Below are 22764 nucleotides of genomic sequence, written 5' to 3'. Positions count from 1 at the left end.
GCACTTCACAAGAGTGGGGTTCATTTGAAAGGGAATGGGTAGATATGGCCTCCATCTGGTTCAAGCAACTGTCTTTCTTCCGCCTATCAGCGGATTTTGTCATCGACCTGGAAAAGCTCAATGGGGCGCTTGCAGCCAACCCCTTCCAGCCTTGCAACGGGCTGGACTGGTTCTCCCAAGGCTGGATACCCCCTGCAAGCCATCTCGATAGCCACGTTTACCGCCATCGCGACTATTCAATGGTCAGTCTCCATCGAGAAGACAAGGTACTGCCGGCCGGCGTCATTGCCGACCATCTCGAAAAGAAAGTCGAACAGATCGAAGCGCAAGAGCTACGCAAGGTTGGCCGCAAGGAAAAGACCACCCTAAAAGAGCAAATCACGGATGACTTACTACCCCGAGCTTTTACCAAGTTCAAGCGGACAACTGCTTATATCGATAGCCAGCGCGGCTGGCTGATGGTGAATAGCAGCACCGCCAGCAAGGCAGAAAACCTGGTATCCACCCTGCGCGAGGCGCTGCCGCCCTTTCCTGCAGCCCTGCCGCGCACCAATCTGTCAGCACACAGCGTAATGACTGACTGGCTGGCAGCCAGTGAGGCTTCGAACGGCTTTGAGCTAGACAACGAAGCGACATTGAAAGACAGCAGCGAGAACGGGGCCATCATCAAAGTGAAGCGCCAAGACCTAACCGCCGACGAAATCCGCGACCACATTCAAGCAGGCAAGCAGGTCACCGAGCTGGGGCTGATCTACCGTGAGCGCATCCGCTTTGTGCTGACCGACAAACTGCAGCTAAAAAAACTGCAGTTTCTGGATGTGCTGCAAGAAGAGGCAAGCCAAGCAGGAGACGACCTCGCCAGTCTGTTCGAAGCGACATTCCTGCTGATGGCAGAAGAGCTGGGCGATTTGATAGACGCCCTTACTGCAGCAATGGGCGGCGTGGAAGAGAGTCAAGCCCATGCCAACGTCACCATGGTTCAAAACACTGCCTCCGGCAATGCGGATAGCCCATGGAGCGAGCCAACCGCCAAGCAGTCGGCGGCAGCCGACCAGACCTATCCGGATACTGACGATAACAAGCTTTATCAAGAGGCTGTCAAAACCGTAAAAATCTCACAGACCGCATCCATATCACACGTGCAGCGCGTACTCCGCATTGGTTTCAACCGTGCTGCACGCTTGATCGAGCGAATGGAGCATGAGGGCATAGTCTCGGCGATGGAATCGAATGGCTCACGCAGCGTCCTGGTCCAATAAGCAATCTCAGACATGGCCATCTCTCGGCCATGTCGTATCTGGGCAGTGCTGTGAGACAATCTGCCCATAAAACTCAGTCCCACCCAACAGTAGAAAAGAGTAACAAGACATGATCAGACTGACACTGAACACCGGCAATGATGCCTTCAAAGATGACATCCACAGCGAAGTTGCTCGCATCCTGCGCGATGCCAGCTTCAAATACGCAGAGGGCCAAACTAACTTCCCGATGCGCGACATCAACGGCAATACCGTCGGAAAACTGAGTACCGATGACGCAAGTCATGCACTCAATGCTGATCTCTCGCTGACGATCGAAACTGACAATGCCGCCTTCGAAGATGAAGGCTTCGAAGATGAAGTCGCCCGCATCCTGGCGTCCGCCGCCGACAAGGTGGAGGAAACCGAACTCGACTTCACCCTGCGTGACATTAACGGGAACACTGTAGGCCGCATGTCCGAAGTCCAACGCACCCCGACACCAACCCGACGCCTCACGCCGGGCGGCCCTTCGCTCTAACATCTAGCCAATTCTGCCGGCCAGGTGCCGGCATTTATTTTTACGGTCACTTGTTGGCGCGCCCCCTAAATCGATAGGATGACAGCATCAACAAGCAACCAAGAAGGATGACCGAAATGGAACAGGCACAACTCCCGATCGATGCTTTCGATATGCCGCTAGTGCAAGGTAGCGCAAAAAAAGCGATGACTGCTCTCAGTACCCCATCCCGTGACTTGTGGCAAGTTGAACTCAGCCAGATCAAGCTCATGCCCAACTTCAACGTCCGCATCCACGATGAAGAGTATGAGGAACACATCAACTGGCTGACTGAATCCATGGTTGCTAATGGCTACCGCCAAGAGAGCACAATGGAAGGCTTTGTCGCCAAGGAAGGTGATGAGCTGATCATTTACCTGAAGAACGGCCACAGCCGGTTGCAGGCCATTGAGCGGGCCAACAAGCGACTCCCTGAAGACCAGCAGATCAAGCGTGTTCCGATGATTGTGGCCTCCCAGGGGACCGACATCCAGGACATGACGCTGGATCTGATCCTCTCCAACTCTGGCAAACCGCTGCGCCCGTACGAAATGGCCATCGTTTTCAAGCGGCTGGTTCGCTACGGCTGGGAAATCGCCGCCATCGCGAAGCAAACCAATTTCACAACTACCTACGTTGAAGGTCTGCTCCTGCTGGCCGGCGCTCCGGCAGAGATCCGCGACATGGTGGTCAGCGGTCAGGTTGCCGCAGCTGTTGCGATTCAGGAAATGCGCCAACACGGCAGCAAGGCGGTTGAGCGCCTCCAGGCCGGCCTTGCTGCGGCTCAAGCCAAAGGTGGCAATCGGGTAACCAACAAGCACCTCCCTGGCGCTGCGCTCAAGAAGGTGCTGAAAAAAGAGGCCAACAATCTATACCACGCCGCTCGTAGCATCAAGGAAGACCCCGGCTTTGCCTCCCTCCAAGAGGAGACCCGCGTCACGCTGGAAGCTCTGCTGCAAAAGCTGCAAGAGGCAGAAAACGACCTCGCCACTCAGGGCGAAAGCAACGGCGAGAATCCGGCTGAGTCCACCACCGAAAGCAAAGGCAAATGAGGCTGGACAGGGGCATCCAGGTGGATGCCCCTCTGTCGGCTAGTTTCTGTCCGTACTGCGGGCAGCCGCAAGCTGATAGTCAGCAGTCATTTTTGAAGGGAGAGCTTCACTATGCTCAGCGCAAACCAAAGTGTCTATGATGTCCAAACCGCCCGTTACGCTGGAACGGCTTAACCATGTCTAAAATGCCCCCACACGCCGTTGTCACCGACAAGAGGCTTGCCGACGAAAATCACCAGGTAGTGACTGTCGAAGGCGGCCGTGGCGGTTACCGTAAAAAGCCATGCAAAGACTGTCCTTGGCGGAAAGACGCCGTAGGTGTTTTCCCAGCTGAAGCCTTCCGGCTGTCTGCAAACACTGCCTATGATATGGCAGGAAAAACTTTTGGCTGTCACGCCTCTGGCACGAGCAAACCCGCCACCTGTGCCGGGTTTTTATTGCGCGGCGCTGGCCACAATCTTTCTGTGCGCCTTGGTTATATTGCGGGCCGTTACCACGGCGATGTGACTGATGGCGGGCATGTGTTACACGACAACTACCGATCAATGGCTATAGCAAATGGCGTTGATAAAGATGATCCCGTCCTGGCTTTATGCCGAGACTAAATCAACACGAGAAAAAGCATGAATACCGGCAAACTGATCAAACTCCCGGCAAGCATTTCGGCTGAAGATGACCCGTTCCCTATCGCCGGCATCGATTTTATTGAGGTCCTGCGCAAATCCTTCAGCTGGGCTGATACTGATGAAGGCCTTTACTGCGTAGGCGCATGCAACGGCCACGATGAACTGGAATGGGTGCTGAGCAGCGACTATGAGTTTCGCTCTGCCGGCCGGAAGGATGGTCACTCGCTGAAGAACATTCTCTTCGCGGAGGCCGATATCGAACTGGCACTGCGGATGGTGATCTATGGTGCGTGGTCCGACAAAACGCACTACATGTCGCTTTACAAAACAGCGCCCCATGAGATGGGCTTGGCCATTCGGGAGGTGCTCCGCTTTCAAATCAGCGAACCCGACCGGATCATTGGGCCAATCCTATTTCAGGACACCACCCTTTCCTTCGACCTTTTTCAGTGGATCGAGCGTTTCGAATACGAGCGCAAGGCTCCGATCTGGTCGATCAACCCTCTCGGTAACAGGCATGACGCCAATCAGCCTGCTTCCGTGTAATATAGATGCATTGCGTACAGGAGAACGTCATAATGGAACGAGCTTTTGAACTGATTCAGGCCTACTGTTTCCTGGTCTGGGACATCTACTCTGCCTACTGCGAAAAAACCGAATTCTGGCCGGCCCCGCTTGTCATTGCCCTGCCGTTCGCAGTTGGATTCGTCCTGCATGCAATCCTGCCCTATTTCGTCTTCATGCTGATCGTTTCTGCCATCGCGGTGCCGCTCATGACCATGCTTGCCACATTCATGATATTTGGTATGGCAACAATCAAATCCCGCCGCTAAACAACATGACACAGACAAGGCCCGGATGGGCCATTTTCTATTGTCAGCCACTTTTGCCGTCACCCAGAAATACCCCGGCGCAAGCGCTGGCTGCTGCCTTATAGTAAGCTTCGAAGATGATTACTTGCGCCCCTATGCGCAGCTAATACTCATCGCCTCTTGGCCTCTGCGACGGACCAAGCTAGGCTGGAAGCACACTGGCAAGGCTTCATCGAAAACCACGCAAAAGCCCCCCTCAACTAAAGGCGCGTCACAAACTACAAGGCTCAAATGAAAGCAGAATTTACGGTGTTCGAGGAAGACGGGTTATTTTGGCACGTGCCAAAAGCAGAAGAGAATGCCGCAATGGCCACGCCGGGCGCATTCCGCAAAAATCCTCACAAGACGAAAATTGCCGCGTGCCGGTCTGCATTAACTGAGGCCGTGGCCATGGGAGCAACAGAGCTACACCTCTATGGCTTTGGTTCAACCACGAGCATAAAGCGCGAAGCCAAGCGCCATGGCATCAAGGCTCTCGTCTACTTCCCGTCTATCGCGACGAAACTAAGCTGACAAAATTAGCCAACCATCATCTAGTCGTATTGGCCAGGTCTGCAATGATCGCCCTGTGCTTCTCGATGAGGACAGGGCGAGCCTCATTGAACTTCGCCCAGGCCTCTAAGACAACATCAGACACGGATCTATCAGTCGCCACCTTGGCAAGAGAATAGGCCAAGGAATTGAGCGCATCCGTAGTGTAGTAATCCAGATCCCTCAGATTTGCCACCATGCCGGCACGAAGCTGGTAGCTCTGAATTGAGGCGATAACAGCCACCTTGTCTTCAATGGCAGTAAGCGCCCCAAAAGTATCAGACATTGCAGCAGTGCATTGCTCCGTCAGGCTGTCTTGCTTAACCTGGAGCGACTTGCGTAATGAAGCAGCACGGCCATATCGCTCGGCCATTGATTCGAGCAATACGGCCGCCTTGTTAAGCACGTCCAATTCGCTCTGTGTTAGCCCTGAGCTTTGGGCGTTGCTCAGTTCGGTACGCAGACCTCCGGCTACTCGCTTAAGCTGCGTACTTCGGCGCTTGTGACTGTCAGCGCTATCCAGAAAAGATGCGGCTAGTTCGTCAGAGCTTTTCATGACTTGGTAACCCGGCTAGTGAATGGTTGATTTTCCCCGATCGTCCAGGGGCTGGCTACACCTCGTGCATTCTCTCAAATGCGGCTGCTGGATCACGAGCGGCCAATTCGGCCAATTCGGGGATCAGCGCATTCAGAACATTCCAAGACTGGGCAATGGCCTTGTGCTTCTCTTGAAAATACTGGATGGATACCAGCTCTTGGAGAGCCAGCCTCAGCCTGGCGTCAGTCAGCTGGGGCACGTACGCGACCCCATCAATCAAGACTGAAGGCATGCGTCCTCCGCCGATACATCCTGAAAGCCAGGGTGATCCAGATCGACCCAAATCGCACGCTCGCCGTCGTCGGTGCTTGCATTTCGCTTTGCCCACTTCCTTCGTTCGGCAGGCGTTCTCTTTTCGCATCCTCGCTCATGCCGTCGCCGCCACACCTTGGCCAGCCCCTGCATATCTCGGTTGAAGATAGTGAAAATCGAATACTCAGCCCCGCAATGCTTACAGATCGCATGCCCTTTGTTATTGACCCCCATGATGTTCCCCCGCTTTGCCGTGCTGTACTTCGTTAAGCCGAAGCCAAGCACGGTGGTACTTGGCCACGCGCCGCAGGTCCTGTTCAACTAGCTCATGCAGACGAAGAACATTCAGGTTGTCCTCGATGTCAGCCAGCTTGATCAGCCTGGCCACAGGCTCCGGCCGAATGCGGTCGATGAAATCTGAATAGGTCTCGCCTTTATTTCTGGTCAGGCATATAACCGCCCATACCACAGCTTCAGAAATCCCCGCCAGCCTCAGATCATCGGCCGTCATGTCCGAGTCTTCCAGCACGTCATGCAATACGGCTGCTGCTTTGCTGACTTCGTCTGGCATTTTTGCCATGACCCGCAATGGATGGAGAATATAAGGCTGCCCCGCCTTGTCCGTATTGCCCTTGTAGGCCTTCAGAGCAATCTCAAGTGCAATTTCAATCTGGCTCACAAACACCCCCTTGTTATCAACTATGCGCGAGAGCATCGGCGGTCATCCACTTCAACAGCGACTGCCCGGACAGGTTTTTCCCGTAGTTGCAGCGCACCCAATAATTGCCGTGCTTATCCTTCTGGATGCGAACAACAGTGGCCTTACTACCTGGCACGCTGTCTGCGAAAAAATAGCGCGTTTGTACGGCAGCGCCTCGCCTCAACCGCGCAACATCAACGGCTGGCAGATCCAGAGGCTTCCAAGAAGATTGCATGACGACTCCATGTGCCATTCTCACCATGCCTCTATTTTCCACTCCGCAACAGCTGCTACAAAGCGACCGCCCCTGTTATCGAAGTCACTTCTTCAAGGAGATCTCAACTGCCAGACTGGACGACACGTAGATGAAAGGATTTCCAGCATGATCGCGCAACACCTCGGGCTACGCCCGCTTGATCGCCTCCAGATCAACGACACCAAAGAAATGGCCGAAATGTACTTTGGCATTCGAGCTGGCCGGCCAGAGGAGCTGCCATTCTTCTACTTCCAGCGAGTCGTCAATGACCGACTAGAAGTCATGGCTCCAGGCGGGTATAAAACTGTCGTTCACCCAACTGACGTATGCGACATCATCCCCGGCAAACCGGTCATTGTCAGAGCGATGCCTCAGCCGGTATTCCTGGACAGGCTGAAAATCGCTGCACACGATCGGGCAGCACCAGGTGAGGAGTGCTACGCCGACGCTTACGTGCTCCACGCAAACAAAAACCGCTGGAACCAAGTCGAACCCTATGTCTGGTTTATCGATGAGAGGCTAAATGCCACAGGCCGCCCGTGGCTGGCACCAGTACACCCAGACGATAGAGCACGGCTTATCAAGGTGGCCAGACGTACAAACATGCCGGTAACCAGCACCACCAGCAAAGGGAACCACTCGGCAGATCAAGGGCAGTCGCAAGAAATGCACTACAACACCCTCGTCGTTCGAAAACTGATTGATGCCTCAGTCTCTGGTAACGATGCTGCCGTCAGCCAGCTGGCAGAAGCCGGCGTCAAAAAACTGACCATGGCCACGCTAAATCGACTAGCCCCGCCAAAATTCTGGCAATATCAAGAGGTATGAAATTCAACTATTAAGATATTTTTATTCTGGCCATCGTTATTTTTATACCATTCACCAGCCACTCTTTCTCGGTGAAAAAACAAAAGGCAGGCACGAAGCCCGCCTTTTTACTGCCCCACTTTATGCGCAAGCGCAGCTACGGCCGGCGCTAGATGCGCTCCTCAAGCCAAGCCAATGCCTCCATCTCTGCTTCTGCCTGATTGGAAGCCACCATATCAGGCGAGTCATAGACAGGTTTGGCACCATCAAGAAGGACAATCTTCGCCTTGGGGCGATAGTCCACAGCCTTGATCACCACTTCCAAAGACTCGCCAGTCTCCACCTCAAGAAGGTCTGCTACCCCCAGATCCGGATATACGGCAAACATCAACGAGGGATAATGCTCCCGTGCCGTTTGATCAACATGGTGGACATACACCGTTGCCGGCTCATCGCCGTCAACCGGCAGAGCGATCCAGACATTGGTCAAAAGCTCCTTCTGGACCTTTACCTGTCGCTCACAGCCCCATTCCCCTGCCATCACTCCGTTCAACAGGTCAAAAATTTTCGCTTTGGTCATCATAGACCCGCCTCCCGCGCAACTTCCATAATCAGACTGTTCAAGAAATCATTGCCACGATCGCTCTTGATCACCTGGCCTGCGGCCTCATCAACCTCATCGAGGCTATCATCATCGTCGGCAGCCTTCGACAGCACGTCGCTGATGGTATCACTGACCCGAGCAACTTCCCCCATAAGGACCTCTTCGTCCTGATCCACTCCAGGATCGGCCAAGGTCGGGGCAAGCTGCATCCCGCCATCGGAAGCGACAGCGCCTCGGGCAGAATCTCCCTCGCCCCCCCCCTCTTCTTCAGACGCTTGCTCATCATGCGCAGCGGCTACGGCAATGCCTCCGCTGTTATGGCCAAAATTGAACAAGGCATCAATGCTGAGAATGTCCTCATTCCCCGCTGCCGGAGCAGTCTCAGACTCAGTTTCACGCAGTGCCCCACCAACATCGCCACCACCTCCAGTTACACCAAAGAATGCGGCCGCAGAGAAGCCTGTCAGCGGCAAACTTGTCCCTTGCTGAGTATCCGGCGTGAGCGACATCCCTCCACCAGAGCTTGATCCTGTTTTACCGGAGCCGGATTCATCACCAGATTGATCGCCCTCTTCGTCGGTATCACCATCCTCCACATTGCCCTCTTTCTCTTGGGACGCTTGATCAATCAGGCTGTCAACGAACGATGAAAGATCGGCCATGGAAAGATTAGCCATCGCCGACTCTTCCCGTTCAGCGACTTTATCGGCTGCTGGAACATCACCGAGTATGTCGCTGATAGTGTTCGCTACGGTCGTCACCTGAGACGCCAGGTTATGCTCGGCATTCAGAATGTCGATTTGTTCGGCAATCGTCACCGCTGCAGGGGCAGGCTTGGACACAACCGGCCTAGCAGGAGTGGCCGGCATAGAGCCTTTGGCTGGCGGCGACCCACCACTGCCATCGGCTTCCCCATCCCCCTCATCCATATCATCAAGGGTAAGCGGAACCTCCTGCTGCTCTGCAACCTTGAATAGGAGATCCACATCGATGAAGCCACGGCGCTTGAGGCGCACTGTCTTCTCTCCGGCCTCGTTTCTTTCCGGAATACCGACAACGTCCTGCATAATCCGCGCAGCAGTGGCTGCTCGCGCCAGGTCTGTCCCGAGCGGGAAAAGCGTGTTGTGCTTGGCCTCTTGGACAACCTTCCCATCCAGCTGGACATAGAACGTGTTCATCTTAATCAGATGGTTTCTGTTCATGAACCAGGCTTGGCCCTCGGCCAGATCGACAAGGTCGAGGTATGTCAGCCGGCTCTCTTCCCGGTAGTTCGCATCCCCGGTATCAACCATCTTGTCTGAGTGCTCAGACAGTCGTTTACCACCCGCCCAGGCGTAGACCCCTTCGCCCGCCCGCTTGATAGCGATATCGGCAGTCTCTTGATCCTCAGTCTTCAAGAAGACTTTCACCCCCGTGTTGGCCAAGATCCGGGAGGCTTCAATTTCAGACCCCTTCTTGAACGATGGGAAGTCCTGGCCAGCAAAGATCACGCTCACGCCAAGAGATCGGGCCTGAGCCGCAACATCACCAAAACCTTCAACAGCGTAGCTCCCGTATTCATCCATGATGGCCAGCAGTGCCGTATCCGAGTTGGTTGGCCGCGAGTCCACAATGTCCTTTTTCGTGCCGGTCAACTGACCCTTCAAGGAAACAGACAATGCATTTTTAATGCCTGCAACGGTCAAACGGCCGAGGTTAGCCAGAGACGAGGGGGCTTTCTCCAGCGCCGGAAGCATGACGTACAAGATACGTCGGTTATAAACCACGTCCTGGAAGTCAACATCACCCCATTCGACGTTACAAATATGCCCGTACGTACCAGAGAGCAGGCCAAGCAGTTCAGTAAACTGCATAGTCAGGAAACCGTGTTGCTTCGTGGCCTGCTCCCAGTATTGGCCGAATGCTGCCGGGTCAGTCTCTTTGACTTTTATCGCATCTCTGTAGCCCGGCAGCTCATCCAGATAGCTCTTCAGTTGCTCGCGTGCATAGCTCGGTATGCCTTCATCTGCTTCAAGGTATCCGATTTTGTCGAGATTCATGTAATCCCGGAGAACTTGAACAGACAGGGTTACCTTGCCGGCCTCGCGCATCGCGACCAGTCCACGCATCAGAGAACGAATCATGGCCTCGGCACGGCCACGCCACATGCCATCACCACCACCCTCAGGACGCATCAGACCAGTGACAAGCTCCGTTAGAGTGTCGGCTGAGCCATACGTGAAGGGGTTGAACGTGTTTGAATGGATCTTGCCCAACAGATCCAGCTTCTCTTTGGCTGTGTCAGCATCATCCTCATCAAGGATTGCCAACTTCTCAAAGCCAGTTGATGAAATGAAGTTAAGAACGAGAAGATCATCTTCACGCCCGTACATCTTTGCCATGGTGACGATGTCAAACCACGTCTTCGGGTCAGACTTACCATCGACCATAATCACGCCTGAACCATGGCCGATCGCCTGGCAGATCTGCCCTTCGAGAGCGACTGTCTTACCACCGCCAGTGGTTCCAAAGAGCGCCATGTGAGCACGAATCGTATCGTCCGTTACCCAAATCTCCTCTTTGGTATCCATTGCATTGCCCATGCACCAGACGCCCTTCCCACCCTTGTCAGGGGGGCCCTCCATTCGCGTCCAGGTCAGCTTCTTATCGCCGCCGGCCACCGGTCGCCAGAATGGGCCTTCAGGATGATCGATTACTCGATCTCTGGCCAGAGCAACTGCAACGGCCGTTCCAATAAGCGTAAAAAGAGGAAAGACAGGGCATGCTAGATAAGCAATCCCCACGGCCGAGAGGAAACTAGGCTCCTTGCGGCGTATCCAACCAAATAGCTTATGTGAAAACGGGACAACGTCCCGCTCCACCTGACTCCGGCGCATCGGTACAGGCATTGATACTCTCCGGCAGGACTTACTGCGCTCGCAGCTGCTGCAACTTAGTTTTGAGGATATTGGACACTTGGAACTTCGTAGCAAACTGCGCCGGCACCGGAACGCTCACCCCAGACTTCGGGTTTCGGCAGGTTCGCTCAGCTCGGAGACTCACCTTGAAGGTTCCAACCTTGGGAATTTGCACGGACGACCCTGAGGACAGCAATTTGTAGAGCATCTCGTTATATGCATCTACAAAGCCCTCAATCTCACGCAAGGAGTAGCTGTAGCCTTGAATAGCCATCTCTTCCTGCATAGCCTTGAGTACATCTTTCTTGCTCATTGCGGCACTCCATTTGTTTGGCCGGCCGTATTCTGAAACTCAGCTTCCATCGCTTTTTTCAGACGCGGATCAGCCATGTTATAAATGCGATCGAAAGCAACAGCCTTCACCTTTTCGACCTGGCTTTGAGCGGACAGGCTCTTCAGTGAGTCAATCTTTTCCTGCTGCACATACCAAGCACCAGCTCCGGCCACGCCACCTACTAGCGTGGCCACTACCACTACACATCCTACAAACTGCGGCAAAAATCGTTTGATGTTGAGGTCGCCGGTAGCAAGTCGCCGCTGATGCTTTTCGGACAAATTAATCAATTTGCCCAGCCCGTCCTCAACCCCCATGAAACGATCATCAATGAAGCCGATGAGGTCGCGCTCTAGCGCATCAATATCCTCTTTCATCCCACCCTCTGGAAAAGCTATATGTTTCACATAGTATGAATTATATCAAACTTTTTATATATCATTAGGCTATTTTCAAGCACTCATAGCCACAAAAAAACCGACACAAGGTCGGTTCAAGCAGGCACACATCATTCGTTAGATGCTCAAAAAGCGGATCTGCATCACTTTGGAGGCAACAAGTCGGCGGTCGGGGGTCAGTACATTCATCTTGATGCTGTACCAGCGGTTTTTCACAAACCGGCCATCGTTACAGCGGGCGTAGTAGAAGACATTGGTTTTCACCATAGTCTCAGCACTATCGCCTTCAACGGTCGAGGACTGCTGAATGATGTACTGCACAGGAGTCAGCAAATTCACAGGAACCTCCACGCGGAGGCGGCCACACTCTCCCGGCCGGAGGCTGGCCTTGTCCACCACGTCAATCAGCTCGTAATCGCTGTCTTTCGTGGCCTGGTAGTCGTAAGTACCCGTGCGAGTTCGCCCAGTGGACTCCCGCAGCAACTTCTCATGCCGGGCTTCCAGTTTGGCCTGCTGCAATGCATTTGCACCGGCAGCTTGAGCGCCGATATCGATCGCACTCACCACGCCAGATGGCAACCCTGCCTGGATGGCCGCATTCTTGGCCGCGCTCTGCATGCCAGCACAACCGGTTAGCGCCAGCGCGATTGCCAATGCGACCGCCTTTTTTGCATTCAACATGTCATTACTCCCGAATTCGTTGTATGCGGCATATTCTGCCTGAGGCAGGTATGCCGCACCAAGTGACGCCATCAAAAACCCAGAGAGGGTCTACTCACTGCCGGGCTTTTGCTGGTGGTCGTATTCTGTGGAATACGGGCCTCAATTTCTTCAAGTTGATCAAAGTAAAAATCCAGATACATAGAGCTGTCAGCAGTCAAACGCCCATCATTCTGCGGGCCATGGATAAGCCACTCCAGATAGGCCTTCTCAGTCCGCAGCTCCTGCTGGCTCAACTGAGATACCACTCGGTGGCCGTTATGGTCCTCACGAAAAAATAACTGCTCAGCGAGCGGGGGGAATTCGGAAATAAATTCCTGAAAAAATTCGGAGGGGATTTTGACGAAAAAACCTGCCCTTTTGTGATCGTATTCACTGCACTCAACGTGGTAGGGTTCCATGATCTCCGCATCACCACTATTGGATTCGACAAACCCATAGTACGCACCAGTTTGAGCGCCGTGGCCAAGGAGGGTGCGTAGTTCATTCTTCAGCGCCAGACCCCCTGAGTCATGCACAAACGGCCAAGCCGTCTGGATGGCAAACAACATCCCTATCTTTTGCCCGGCGACTGACTCAGCATTCACAAAGCCCCCTACCTTAGATTTCGCGCTGTTGCTCACGAAGGGGGTGTTTACATACTTCCAGCTATCCTTCAGCGCTTGATGCATTCGTTTCTCGATCGCGCTCTCAGCACCTTGCACCATGTACGTTGCAGTGCCATCCTTACCCAGGATTGAATCCATCATCCGAACCGCAGCCATCCCGTCCCCCTGACTAATCACATTGCATGCGGCATCATAGTCGCAACCCAACGCACTCATTGCGATTGGCAAATCATCGCCTTGTTCCCCGGCCTCAAGCCGCGCCCTGACACTGGCAGCAACGGCCTGCCGTTCATCTTCCGTTACCCGCCTACCGTCCATGAGATTGCAGAGAATCGTGTCGATATTCATCACCAGTCCTTCCAAGCAGCAAGATTACAATTTGAAGGGTATCAGATTCTCCGATGCCCTCCTCAAAAGACAGCCTTAGAAGCCGCTCACCACGGATTCCAGTCGCCCTTTTGCCTTTGGCTTTGGCGGTTCTTCTACCTGTGCCGGAGGCAACGAGACAGCCTTTTGCTCTTCCTCTGCAATGGGCGACGCCGGGGCCTTCTTGATGAAATCGCCCTCAACCACGTTCTCGATGAAATCGTAGAAACGGCCGGAACTCAAAGCTCTCTGCTTGCCCTTCTCCCCCTCAAAGATGGCCAGCCAGCTGCCATTCGGCGACTTCGACTCAATGCGAGCGACACCTTCCACCAGCTTCAGGCGATCGCCCACTTTAGGCAGATAGCCGACCAGCGGAGCGAAATATGCGGCATAGCTTCGAATCTGGGATTCCCGCGACTCTACGTACTGCTGGAAGTCCACAACCCAGCCTGCGGCCTCGACCGCCTCAACCAGTCGCTGCGCGTCACAACCCGGATCGGTTTCGTTGAACGCCAGATAGATCCCACCTGGTGTCATCCGAGAGTCTTCACCACTGATCTTGTCTGCAAGGCCAAGATCGATGAAATCTTGGTGAGAAACTTTGAGCCAGCCGCCTTTTTCATCGCGGAAGGGTTGGATAGAGATGGTGCGATCGGCAAACGACGAAGATGCTTCAGGCTCCGCAGGGCCACCAATGGAGGCGGCCGGCTCAGCAACAGCCGTATCGGTCGCTTCAGCATCGATCGCAGAGTTCACGCGATCCATGCGGCGACGTTCCTCGTCCGCAGCAAGCAACGGCTCAACCACCTGAGACTGCTCTTTGAGGAATTTCCGGAACAGATCTGCGCCAGTCAGGGCCGGCTTGTCAAAAGCACCGCCTTCAATGCTCCCCGCCACCCACTCAGCAAATTGCCGGTGAATTTCAGTATCCGTCTCGTCAGAAATGGCCTCGACCTCGTACTCGCCAGCCAAGATCGGCATCAGCTCAGCAGAGGACAGCAACGAGACATCTGTCATCAATGCATTACGGCGTGCGGCCAACTCATGGACAGTCAACCACTCGGCGCTTCGGTTCGGCACATCTGGCGCACCAAACTTTCCCGGAATGATCGGGATCGGCTCAGCGGACAAGAAGCCCCGGCTATTCTTCGAGCGAACACCCGCCTCACCCTCAAAAAGCTCCTCGCCCAGGTGATTCACGCCCACCACATTTTGCGCGGGCTTCTCTTGGCCAAGCGAAGGGGAAGCTTGCTCAACAGCAGCGGCCCGTACCTCGGGAACCGCCTGCACCGGCTGGGCAGCAGCCTCTACGCCGGCTTGGCTCGCCACACTGTCACCCAGCTCCTTCTCCTGTTCGGCAGAGAAGGTTTCGGCGGTGAAAATGTTCTGCTGGACGAACTGATTTTCGGCCGCCATCAGATGCGCCAAGGTAGGCGACAGCTCGCCCAAGTAGCCAACGATCTGCTCCGCCTGGTTGGCCGCTTTGAAGATTTCGCGGTGATCCTTCTGCAAGGCAGACAGCCAGCTCTGGATGTAAGCCGCATGGTCGGTGATGTGGTTCGACAGATCATTGTTGTAGCCGATCAGTCCGCCCAGAATTGCTGACGCAATTTCTGCTCGCAATTCCTCGCGGGCATATTCCGGTGAGCCGAACGCACCATTAAGCAGATTCCGATTCAGGCGGGAGGCATGGCCAGTCCAGTGCGAAATTTCGTGCATACGAACAGCCGTGTAATCTTCCAGCGATTTGAAATGCTCAGGAGGCGGCATTTTCACTACGTCAGCAACAGGCGCATAGGCCGCGACGCCGGGAACAATCTGCTCACGAACGCCGGCCTCAGAAGCAATGGCATTCCCCAGGTTAAAGATGTGCTCGCCATCATGGGTAGCAGAATGCTGCGGATGCACCAGAGGCGGCAGCCCGCTGATTTGCGAGCCGTTGAAGACCAAATAGCCCTTCAGGACGAAAACCTTCCGTTCGATCATGGGCGCATCAGCCAACGAAGCACCCTTGCTATCATTGGAATAGCCAGCCTGAGGCTCTTTGATGATGATCGGCTTTGAAAACACAACCATCGCCGATTTTGCATTTTTCTTCAGGCGAATAGCTGGGTTCTTCTGCTGAAGCGCTTCCATCTGCTTGAACGTCATCCAGCGCGGATCGGCCGACCCCTGAGGCAGGGCTGCATGCAGCAAAAAACGGTTGATGCCCTGATACACAGTGCCGGACACGGGGTTAAAGTGGCGCACCCGCATCATCGGATCATTGAACGGAAGCGGTGCTCCCGATGCCAAAGCATCCGTAATCTGCTTGATTACCTTGTCAGCAGCCTCTTTACCATAATTGCGCTTAGTTTTCTCTTGAGCAGTCATTACTCACCCTCCATCAAATACAAGCCAGCCACCGAACGATGAAGATCTGCAACGGATCGCCCGCTCATTGAAGACAATGTTGTCAACGCTGAAAGATAGTCATCGGCGGCATGCGCCAACAAAGGATCTTCCTGAGACGTACCCATGGCACGAACCCCTTCCAAGCCCTGCTGATCCAGCGGGTCAAATTCCACGTCATGATCTTCAGCAAGCACGACCATGACGCACATCCGCTCCACCGCTGCCTTCAAGAAAGGCATCACAGCCCAACGAGCATCCTCCTCCTCGTCAAGCGCCTCAGCCGGCAGAGGACCAGCCATTCCCATCTCACGGGCCTCGTCTTCGGAGAGTGCGTCAACCGGGACTCTCAGGGGGAACACCCCTCCACCAGCGACAATAGACTGCGTCTGCATGCCGACTTCCTTTCAGTTAATTGATATGCTTTAGTGGTAACGATAGTATAACTTGCTAAAGAAACCTGCAATAAAAAACCCGCCCATTCGTGGGCGGGTCAGGCACTCGTTGTTATGGGCCGCTATGCACCGACCGCATGCGCACCAGGAGCGGAAACGTTGAGATCTTCGTAGAGGCGCTGAATATCTTGAGGGGCACCGTTTGAAGCAGCACGGGCAGTCCTTACAGGTATAGCAACAACACTGTCGCTGGACTGGGTAGCCGCTTCCAATTTCAATGTAGGCACAACCTCCTCAGCAGCAGCATCAATCACCTTAGCAGACATTTCAGCCGGCTTTGGCGGCTTGTCGAGGAGTGGAATGTCGTCAACGCGACGAACCATCCCCGAGAGGGCGGAGCCGATATCTTGTCGAAGCGTGTGTCGGTAGTTGACCGTACCATTCACTTTTGCAGTAGGCATGAGCAGGACATGGTCAGCGTAAATATCACCATCCAGGTGGCCGGCAACCACAACAACACGGGAGTGAAGATCACCAGTCACATGGCCAGCCGGACTGACGAGAACTATCGGATCGCAATCCTCAACACCGCCATTCGGAATCAAGCTGCCAATAACACGACCGGAAACCTTTACGCCCTTACCGATGAAGACATTGCCATGGATCTCCATGTCGATCTCGATAAGGGAGCGAATCTGATCACGGGTGATGGTCGGCGTGCTCACCTTGGGAGCTTCGGCAACAGAACCATCTGCCGCCTTGCCGGCTTCTGCCTCCAATACTTCGGACTGTTGAATTCTCTGAAGCTTGCCGAGAGTATCAGCCCCGAGCAGCATTTTGGCGAAAAATTTACGCATGACAAAACCCTTTATGTGCCTATATAGAGGGGATGCTGCCTGAGAGACCCACCCCCAACCAAGTGACCTTGGCTAAAAACTCACTTTGTAACGACCGCGATCCGTCTCCACTATCTGGGCTTGCTGATCAATACTCTGGATCACCTCACCATTTTTGAAACGGTCACCCACCTTCAGCTCGGCCGTTTTCCCATTCGCCTGCGTCACCCAGACTGACGCCGCAGACATGCCGACAACCCTATGTGCAGAAGCACCATCAGCGACTTTCTTTTGCTGACCATCTTTCGCCGCCCGAACACCTTGTGCGCCAGATTTTGCGAGCGCCTTCAGACTGCGGACTTCTCGCTCTAGGCGCTCCACTTTGGCCTCAAGTGATTCTTCAGATGCAGACATCTTGGCTGCCGGAACACGCGCTGGCGAGGTCCCCGCACTGGTAGCAGCTGGGGCCGGGGTAATGGCCTTTGCTGATGGAGCGAGGTGAGCCAACTGACCGCCAACAGACGGCGCGAACTTGGGTTGCTGAATCGCCATTGGAGCAGGCGACGACAGAGGAGCTTGCGCCTTCAGCTGAAGCGGAGCTGAAGCCGGTTGTGTCGGCTGCGGAGCGGATGACACCAACGCCTGCGGAGTAGGCTGATTTTGAGCCGTTCCACTATCCACACCACCAACAACACCCCCTCCCCCCAAATCACCTATTGCCTCGCTTTGCGGGGCTGATGCAGCCGGCTTCTTGTCCAGCGCATGATTAATCGGCTGGAACGATGGTGCGGCAGTTTCTGGAATGGGCTGTGGCGCTAGATACTTGTGCCATACAGAATTTCCAACCATGCCGACTGCGATAAGAGAAATTAGCGCGAGCATTACAACTCGGGTGATATTACGCTTTGGGTGGTGCGGCTGAGCCACATCCAGCGAGTCACCCGGCTCATCGAACCTCAGGTCGTCATTCGGCTCTATCCTTCGCTGAGATCCACGTGCAGCGGGGGGCTCCACGCCTTCTCCTGGCTTATCATCACCATCCAAGGCAAGGCTCTCTGCCTCACCAAAATCTTGCCCGTGCTGCGGTTCTTGGTTCATTGCGCCACCTTTCAGATAACAGGTTAATCCTATTGCTCAGATATATGTTATATTGAAGTACCTATTAAATCAAACATTATAGCGGAGTAATCATGCCACTGTTTGATACACAGCCAGTAAACCCTCTGTCCATGCCATACCGCGCCGAAGCTCCCCAGAACTATGCTCAAGGGCGCGACCTGCTAGTTAAGTCTGGCCTCCGCGCCATTGACATGGCGAAAGCAAATCTGCAAAAAAAAATGGCCGACCAGCCCCTTCAAGCTCGAAGGGCAAACTACATTGTCAGCCAAGGCCGAATGCAAGCCGGTCTTGGATTTGCAAAGTTGGCCATGCTTGCCGATGGCAGCCCCTCAGCTACGATCACGATGTACTGGAAAGTCGGCGAAAAAATCATCTTCCAGTCCAATGGCACCCCCACACCCGATGCATGCGATGCTGTCCGACGAGTATGGATGTCTGGCATCTGGTATGAGACTTGGGAGAAAGGGATTGCCAAGAACTTGGCAAGCATGAACAACCTACAAACAGTCATGTTCGAGTCAGGGGCAGAGCTTTTCAAAAACAAAGGCTACGGCATGTTGCAAACCAGCCAACAGATACGGGATGCAATTAATGACGCCGGCCAGATGCTTATCATGAATCGCCCCCGAAAACTGTTTTACCAGTTCGACATTTCAAAACTGCTCATGAACTACTGCCTAAACGGCAGCATGACCTACTCAGACATAGGTGCAGCATTGCCTCTGTACTCTGCGCCATATCCTGGACTATTCAAACCCTAGAAAACAACATGACCCTCTTAATTAAATACGAAGGCGAACAATTCATTGCCATTTTAGCGCTCGGTCAATACCACCTTCATGCGTGCGACAAAGGACGCATCCAGCAATTTCTTGCAGGAAAACAACTGAGCCATGAATGTACTCCTGATGTTGTCATCCCAACAGGGGCTCGTGATATTTTTGAGCGGGATTTCACCGCACTGGCCGAGCAAGGCGAAAGCGGCGTCATGATTTACAGCTCGGACTTAGCAAAAGGAATACTGCCTGATTGATATGATTACCCCAAAAAAACACCCCGCACTGGCGGGGTGTTTGCATTGTCGGGTAGCTTAGTTGTCTCGGTAGTATTTCGCTGCGCGAAAGAAAGTCACGACAAACACAAGGAAACCGGAGGCCATCAGAGCCACGCTCAAGGTTGGGTGCGTTTCGCTCACCGCCTTGGCGACGTGAAATGCTGGGTACATCAGGACAACCAGCGGAAACCACGGCTTCACCAGTTTGAACAGGACGGCTGGCACAGCCATCAGGAAGCGGAACGGCAAGGTAATCATTTCCGCTACAAAACTGAGCATATTCAGGGCTGCGTTCATTTCATCTCTCCTTCGCTGTTTTCATGCTTCCACTATAGCAAGGTGCGTACCCCCAAAAAAGTGACCATCACAAACATTCCGCTAACAATGACGATACCCTGTCGATTTCGTCCTTACTATGAGGCGTACCACCAGCATTGATATCAAGGTAGTAGCGAAGGAGGTCACGCCGATGTGTAAACGCATGAATGGCAAATTTCACCCAATAGCTCTGCCGACGCGGGTTAAATGAAGAGTCTGCGAAGTCATCAACCACCATCCAGAAGGCACTGAGCCGACCGGACATAAACATTCGGATAGCTGTCAAACGCTGCAACCCATCCACAATCTGAATTTCGTTCGCCAAATCACCACCGTGATTGTCATCTTTCCAGTGAGTGGCATTGAACTGGATGATCCGCTGGTTATTCCCGACAGTCCCGCGAAAGAAACCCTCGATGTAGGCTATTCGCTGCGAGTCAGTCCAAACATGCCCACGCTGAAAGTCAGGGTCTAGATTTAGACCAAAGTCTCTCGCGTAGCCGTCCAGCTGGCGCTCCAGGCTATTAAACTCACGTCAACTGTGTGCCGTGGGTCAGGCAGGGGGCAGATGATTTCCGTCAGTCGCGCCGTCTTGGCCACCCGAGCTTCACGAGCGGCGACCTGCTCGGAGGTGAGTTTTTTTGCGCTCATGAGGCATCCTTGAGTGAGGATGCCCCACTCATCGGCGGGGCTACAGGCAATCGACTTAGTTGTCTCGGTAGTATTTCGCTGCGCGAAAGAAAGTCACGACAAACACAAGGAAACCGAAGGCCATCAGAGCCACGCTCAAGGTTGGGTGCGTTTCGTTCACCGCCTTGGCGACGTGAAATGCTGGGTACATCAGGACAACCAGCGGAAACCACGGCTTCACCAGTTTGAACAGGACGGCTGGCACAGCCATCAGGAAGCGGAACGGCAAGGTAATCATTTCCGCTACAAAACCGAGCATATTCAGGGCTGCGTTCATTTCATCTCTCCTTCGCTGTTTTCATGCTTCCACTATACCAAGCCCTTTCGCATTAAAAAATTGACCAGACACATCACGCAAAAAAACGCCTGGATTTTATCCAGGCGCTCTATCTACATCAAACATCAAGATTTTTTACCAAACACCTTGGGCATCCACCCGCCCGTCTTTTGAGCCATCCAGCCAGGCCCGCGTCCTTGATTCATTCCACTAGGAGTGGCATCTGTCGGCTTGGGTGAGTTGACCACTGCCAACTGATTTTTACCTTCATGAAGGCTGTCGCTCTGCGGATTGATGTTGATCCACCCAGCCAGACGATGCGGAAGCGAGATGATCAAGCTCATAGTTAGGAAAGTCGCACCAATCACAACGGCCGACATCACTAGGGGCTTAAAAGCAATATCCATTGCTGCACCAACAGCTGAAGAACTGGTGATGGACATCATCATTTCAAAAGCGAACGGAATCGCCACATTGAACAAAGTCATCGCGGCACCAAATCCTAAGACAACAAGCAAAGGGAAAAGCGCAATGTAGGCCAGCAATCCCCAGCCGGTTTCGGCTCTGTTGCTCACCAACGTATCACCATCGGGAAGCATATGAAAAATCATCCATAGCGGAGATGCCATCGCGGCGACTACAAGCCAGATCACCCACTCCAAAGTCATCAGCACGAAGTAAATGGTCGGCAAAGAAGGCAAGAGCATCGACAGGACAAGACCTGCCAGCATTGCTGGCTTTGCCATCATCCGCATCATGTCAGCAACACCACTACCACCAAGAGACTTGATCGCATTCACTAGGCCGCTATCAGAGCTTCCGGTATCTTTTGCCTCGCCAGACTTAATATCGATACTGTCGTTGTTCTGCGGTGCGGTGCCATCACCCAAATACTTCAGCGTAAGTGAGCCTACCATTGTCATGTATATGCCTAGGCGCTGAACAGCATCCATAGAACCAACATCAAAAGCACTCTTCCCCACCCCGAAAATCAGTCCACGCAGAACCTTATTCTCTCCTTCAACCTGCGCCCAGGTAATCGTATCAGCCGCAGTATTGCCGATGCCATCAACTATCGCTCCAGAGGATCTCAGTGCACCTTCCCAAGTGTAGTCGAAAGTGTTCACCGCACGTTTGAATGCCATTTGGCTTTGATCACTAAGCGCCATACCTGCCTGCGTTGCATCACCAATATTCTTGAAATCGAACTTTGGGTTAGAAGAGTGGTAAATGTAATTGTCAAACTCACCACTGGCAGCTGCGTACTTCTGAAAAAAATTGCCCAAACCAGGCCAACCCATCTGTTTCACAGATTCAGCATTTTTACTGATTACGTTGGTCAGATCCGGATTAATCGCGCCTGTCATTGCATCACGATATTGTTGCGCGAGCTGGAACATATCGCGGTCTGTCAGGATGCCTTTATTGGCTTGGAGTCTCGACTGAATTTTTCCCTTAAAATCCTGGTTGACTTGTTGCACAGCTGTGCAAACCGACGGGTATTCCGTGACACTGCAATCCATAACGTCAGTCGGGTATCCTGGATTAGGGTTCTGCCCAGCACTAACCTGAGCACCACCGCAAATTGTGGACAGTGAGGTCGTCACCGGGCCAGTGCTGGGACTACCGTTGGTAGCCTTACTCCACAACTCAGACGCAGCAGAAACAGGCCCAGTCGCCTGTGAGCCTGTGCTGCTACCCACCCCCGCAGTTGGCGTGCCCGAGCCATAGCCCAGATTTCTGGCTGCCATCATGCACACTTCAGAAGCAGTAAGTGACGCAAATGCATTTGCTTTCGCAGTATTGTCAGTCATCGGTGCTGTCATTTTCGACTGTACAAATCCAGAGCCTGGTTGGTAGATTTTCTCCGCCAAAACGTTTGCCGCCTCGTTACCGATGTAATTACCGAGGAGTGCCAGGCCAACCACGAATATCTGGATAGCGGACAATCCACCGGGAACAACCGGGGCAGAAAACATAAGACCACCGACACCTCGCAATGGCACAATTACTGCCGACCAGCGCTTCCCAAGTACAGTTCCCTCTTGAGATGAGTAAACCAAGCCCATCCCTAAGATATAAAAGGTGATCAACGGCATGAACCACAAGGCGACATCTGCCGCCATTGCCATGCCGGATGTCATCGGAGCGGAATTTACCCCGCTGGCCTGAATGCCAAAATACCCAAGAGCATCAGACCCGAGAAGCCTCTCTAAAAACACGTAGCCAATACCCTTGGCTCCTTCACTCAAAGCACTCATAACTC

General features: G+C 53.6%; 28 protein-coding genes. 10 read left to right on the top strand and 18 right to left on the bottom strand.

Annotation, left to right across the window (positions count from 1 at the left end):
* Positions 1 to 44 precede the first annotated feature (44 nt).
* The 7 genes from LCH97_RS18495 (at position 45) to LCH97_RS18465 (ending at position 4860) form a co-directional block, all read left to right on the top strand.
* The gene (locus tag LCH97_RS18495) at positions 45 to 1259 is read left to right on the top strand and encodes a recombination-associated protein RdgC (RefSeq protein ID WP_227305564.1); all 1215 of its coding nucleotides are present in this window, start codon (positions 45 to 47) and stop codon (positions 1257 to 1259) included.
* Positions 1260 to 1368: 109 nt separating this feature from the next.
* Positions 1369 to 1779: a hypothetical protein gene (locus LCH97_RS18490; protein WP_227305562.1), complete on the top strand. Its 411-nt coding sequence runs from the start codon at positions 1369 to 1371 to the stop codon at positions 1777 to 1779.
* Positions 1780 to 1895: 116 nt separating this feature from the next.
* The gene (locus LCH97_RS18485; RefSeq protein ID WP_227305561.1) at positions 1896 to 2849 is read left to right on the top strand and encodes a hypothetical protein; all 954 of its coding nucleotides are present in this window, start codon (positions 1896 to 1898) and stop codon (positions 2847 to 2849) included.
* Positions 2850 to 3034: 185 nt separating this feature from the next.
* Positions 3035 to 3454, top strand: coding sequence for a DUF6283 family protein (locus LCH97_RS18480; protein WP_227305829.1), 420 nt, complete (start codon positions 3035 to 3037; stop codon positions 3452 to 3454).
* Positions 3455 to 3472: 18 nt separating this feature from the next.
* Entirely contained in the window at positions 3473 to 4021 is a 549-nt protein-coding gene (locus LCH97_RS18475) for a hypothetical protein (protein ID WP_227305559.1), read from the top strand.
* A 32-nt stretch (positions 4022 to 4053) separates the two neighbouring features.
* The gene (locus LCH97_RS18470; protein ID WP_227305557.1) at positions 4054 to 4308 is read left to right on the top strand and encodes a hypothetical protein; all 255 of its coding nucleotides are present in this window, start codon (positions 4054 to 4056) and stop codon (positions 4306 to 4308) included.
* A gap of 270 nt (positions 4309 to 4578) precedes the next feature.
* Positions 4579 to 4860: a hypothetical protein gene (locus tag LCH97_RS18465; RefSeq protein WP_227305555.1), complete on the top strand. Its 282-nt coding sequence runs from the start codon at positions 4579 to 4581 to the stop codon at positions 4858 to 4860.
* A 16-nt stretch (positions 4861 to 4876) separates the two neighbouring features.
* Here LCH97_RS18465 and LCH97_RS18460 read toward each other — a convergent pair whose 3' ends face one another.
* The 4 genes from LCH97_RS18460 to LCH97_RS18445 form a co-directional block, all read right to left on the bottom strand.
* A complete protein-coding gene (locus LCH97_RS18460; RefSeq protein WP_227305553.1) occupies positions 4877 to 5434 on the bottom strand; it encodes a hypothetical protein in 558 nt (185 codons plus the stop codon).
* Between the two features lie 55 nt (positions 5435 to 5489).
* Complete coding sequence (locus LCH97_RS18455) at positions 5490 to 5708, bottom strand: hypothetical protein (protein ID WP_227305551.1); 219 nt, start codon at positions 5706 to 5708, stop codon at positions 5490 to 5492.
* A gap of 240 nt (positions 5709 to 5948) precedes the next feature.
* Positions 5949 to 6407 carry a hypothetical protein gene (locus LCH97_RS18450; RefSeq protein ID WP_227305549.1) on the bottom strand — a complete coding sequence of 153 codons (459 nt, stop codon included), beginning with the start codon at positions 6405 to 6407 and terminating at the stop codon, positions 5949 to 5951.
* Between the two features lie 16 nt (positions 6408 to 6423).
* The gene (locus LCH97_RS18445; protein WP_227305546.1) at positions 6424 to 6663 is read right to left on the bottom strand and encodes a hypothetical protein; all 240 of its coding nucleotides are present in this window, start codon (positions 6661 to 6663) and stop codon (positions 6424 to 6426) included.
* Positions 6664 to 6810: 147 nt separating this feature from the next.
* On the opposite strand from LCH97_RS18445, the gene LCH97_RS18440 reads away from it, so the two are divergent.
* A complete protein-coding gene (locus LCH97_RS18440; protein ID WP_227305543.1) occupies positions 6811 to 7512 on the top strand; it encodes a hypothetical protein in 702 nt (233 codons plus the stop codon).
* A 148-nt stretch (positions 7513 to 7660) separates the two neighbouring features.
* Here LCH97_RS18440 and LCH97_RS18435 read toward each other — a convergent pair whose 3' ends face one another.
* From LCH97_RS18435 to LCH97_RS18390, 10 genes are all read right to left on the bottom strand, one after another.
* A complete protein-coding gene (locus LCH97_RS18435) occupies positions 7661 to 8074 on the bottom strand; it encodes a hypothetical protein (protein WP_227305541.1) in 414 nt (137 codons plus the stop codon).
* Positions 8071 to 10983 carry a TraM recognition domain-containing protein gene (locus LCH97_RS18430; protein WP_227305539.1) on the bottom strand — a complete coding sequence of 971 codons (2913 nt, stop codon included), beginning with the start codon at positions 10981 to 10983 and terminating at the stop codon, positions 8071 to 8073. The genes LCH97_RS18435 and LCH97_RS18430 overlap by 4 nt, the downstream gene beginning before the upstream one ends.
* A gap of 19 nt (positions 10984 to 11002) precedes the next feature.
* The gene (locus tag LCH97_RS18425) at positions 11003 to 11305 is read right to left on the bottom strand and encodes an HU family DNA-binding protein (RefSeq protein ID WP_227305536.1); all 303 of its coding nucleotides are present in this window, start codon (positions 11303 to 11305) and stop codon (positions 11003 to 11005) included.
* Positions 11302 to 11703: a hypothetical protein gene (locus tag LCH97_RS18420; RefSeq protein WP_227305534.1), complete on the bottom strand. Its 402-nt coding sequence runs from the start codon at positions 11701 to 11703 to the stop codon at positions 11302 to 11304. The genes LCH97_RS18425 and LCH97_RS18420 overlap by 4 nt, the downstream gene beginning before the upstream one ends.
* Positions 11704 to 11841: 138 nt before the next feature.
* On the bottom strand, positions 11842 to 12405 hold the full coding sequence (locus LCH97_RS18415) for a hypothetical protein (RefSeq protein WP_227305532.1): 564 nt from the start codon (positions 12403 to 12405) through the stop codon (positions 11842 to 11844).
* Between the two features lie 71 nt (positions 12406 to 12476).
* Positions 12477 to 13400, bottom strand: a complete 924-nt coding sequence (locus tag LCH97_RS18410; protein WP_227305530.1) for a hypothetical protein — start codon at positions 13398 to 13400, stop codon at positions 12477 to 12479.
* A 75-nt stretch (positions 13401 to 13475) separates the two neighbouring features.
* Positions 13476 to 15791 (bottom strand): ArdC family protein, encoded by a 2316-nt coding sequence (locus tag LCH97_RS18405; RefSeq protein WP_227305528.1) that lies wholly within the window; start codon positions 15789 to 15791, stop codon positions 13476 to 13478.
* The gene (locus tag LCH97_RS18400) at positions 15791 to 16204 is read right to left on the bottom strand and encodes a hypothetical protein (RefSeq protein WP_227305527.1); all 414 of its coding nucleotides are present in this window, start codon (positions 16202 to 16204) and stop codon (positions 15791 to 15793) included. The genes LCH97_RS18405 and LCH97_RS18400 overlap by 1 nt, the downstream gene beginning before the upstream one ends.
* A 122-nt stretch (positions 16205 to 16326) precedes the next feature.
* Positions 16327 to 17061, bottom strand: a complete 735-nt coding sequence (locus LCH97_RS18395; RefSeq protein WP_227305525.1) for a polymer-forming cytoskeletal protein — start codon at positions 17059 to 17061, stop codon at positions 16327 to 16329.
* Positions 17062 to 17133: 72 nt separating this feature from the next.
* Positions 17134 to 18138, bottom strand: coding sequence for a hypothetical protein (locus tag LCH97_RS18390; RefSeq protein WP_227305523.1), 1005 nt, complete (start codon positions 18136 to 18138; stop codon positions 17134 to 17136).
* 92 nt (positions 18139 to 18230) lie between these two features.
* On the opposite strand from LCH97_RS18390, the gene LCH97_RS18385 reads away from it, so the two are divergent.
* Both LCH97_RS18385 and LCH97_RS18380 read left to right on the top strand, forming a co-directional pair.
* Positions 18231 to 18920 carry a hypothetical protein gene (locus LCH97_RS18385; RefSeq protein WP_227305521.1) on the top strand — a complete coding sequence of 230 codons (690 nt, stop codon included), beginning with the start codon at positions 18231 to 18233 and terminating at the stop codon, positions 18918 to 18920.
* Between the two features lie 8 nt (positions 18921 to 18928).
* Positions 18929 to 19192, top strand: a complete 264-nt coding sequence (locus LCH97_RS18380) for a hypothetical protein (RefSeq protein WP_227305519.1) — start codon at positions 18929 to 18931, stop codon at positions 19190 to 19192.
* Between the two features lie 57 nt (positions 19193 to 19249).
* On the opposite strand, the gene LCH97_RS18375 is transcribed toward LCH97_RS18380, so the two are convergent.
* The 4 genes from LCH97_RS18375 to LCH97_RS18360 all read right to left on the bottom strand — a co-directional run bounded on the left by LCH97_RS18375 (position 19250) and on the right by LCH97_RS18360 (position 22759).
* Positions 19250 to 19510 (bottom strand): hypothetical protein, encoded by a 261-nt coding sequence (locus LCH97_RS18375; RefSeq protein ID WP_227305517.1) that lies wholly within the window; start codon positions 19508 to 19510, stop codon positions 19250 to 19252.
* A gap of 67 nt (positions 19511 to 19577) precedes the next feature.
* Complete coding sequence (locus LCH97_RS18925; protein WP_370630743.1) at positions 19578 to 19949, bottom strand: hypothetical protein; 372 nt, start codon at positions 19947 to 19949, stop codon at positions 19578 to 19580.
* Between the two features lie 288 nt (positions 19950 to 20237).
* Positions 20238 to 20498 carry a hypothetical protein gene (locus LCH97_RS18365; protein WP_227305515.1) on the bottom strand — a complete coding sequence of 87 codons (261 nt, stop codon included), beginning with the start codon at positions 20496 to 20498 and terminating at the stop codon, positions 20238 to 20240.
* 125 nt (positions 20499 to 20623) lie between these two features.
* On the bottom strand, positions 20624 to 22759 hold the full coding sequence (locus tag LCH97_RS18360) for a DotA/TraY family protein (protein ID WP_227305512.1): 2136 nt from the start codon (positions 22757 to 22759) through the stop codon (positions 20624 to 20626).
* Between the last annotated feature and the right edge of the window lie 5 nt (positions 22760 to 22764).

It is taken from the genome of Vogesella sp. XCS3 (assembly GCF_020616155.1).
Classification (GTDB): domain Bacteria; phylum Pseudomonadota; class Gammaproteobacteria; order Burkholderiales; family Chromobacteriaceae; genus Vogesella.
The sequence above is the reverse complement of the archived record's forward strand: the minus strand, read 5'-3'. Positions and strand labels throughout refer to the sequence as shown.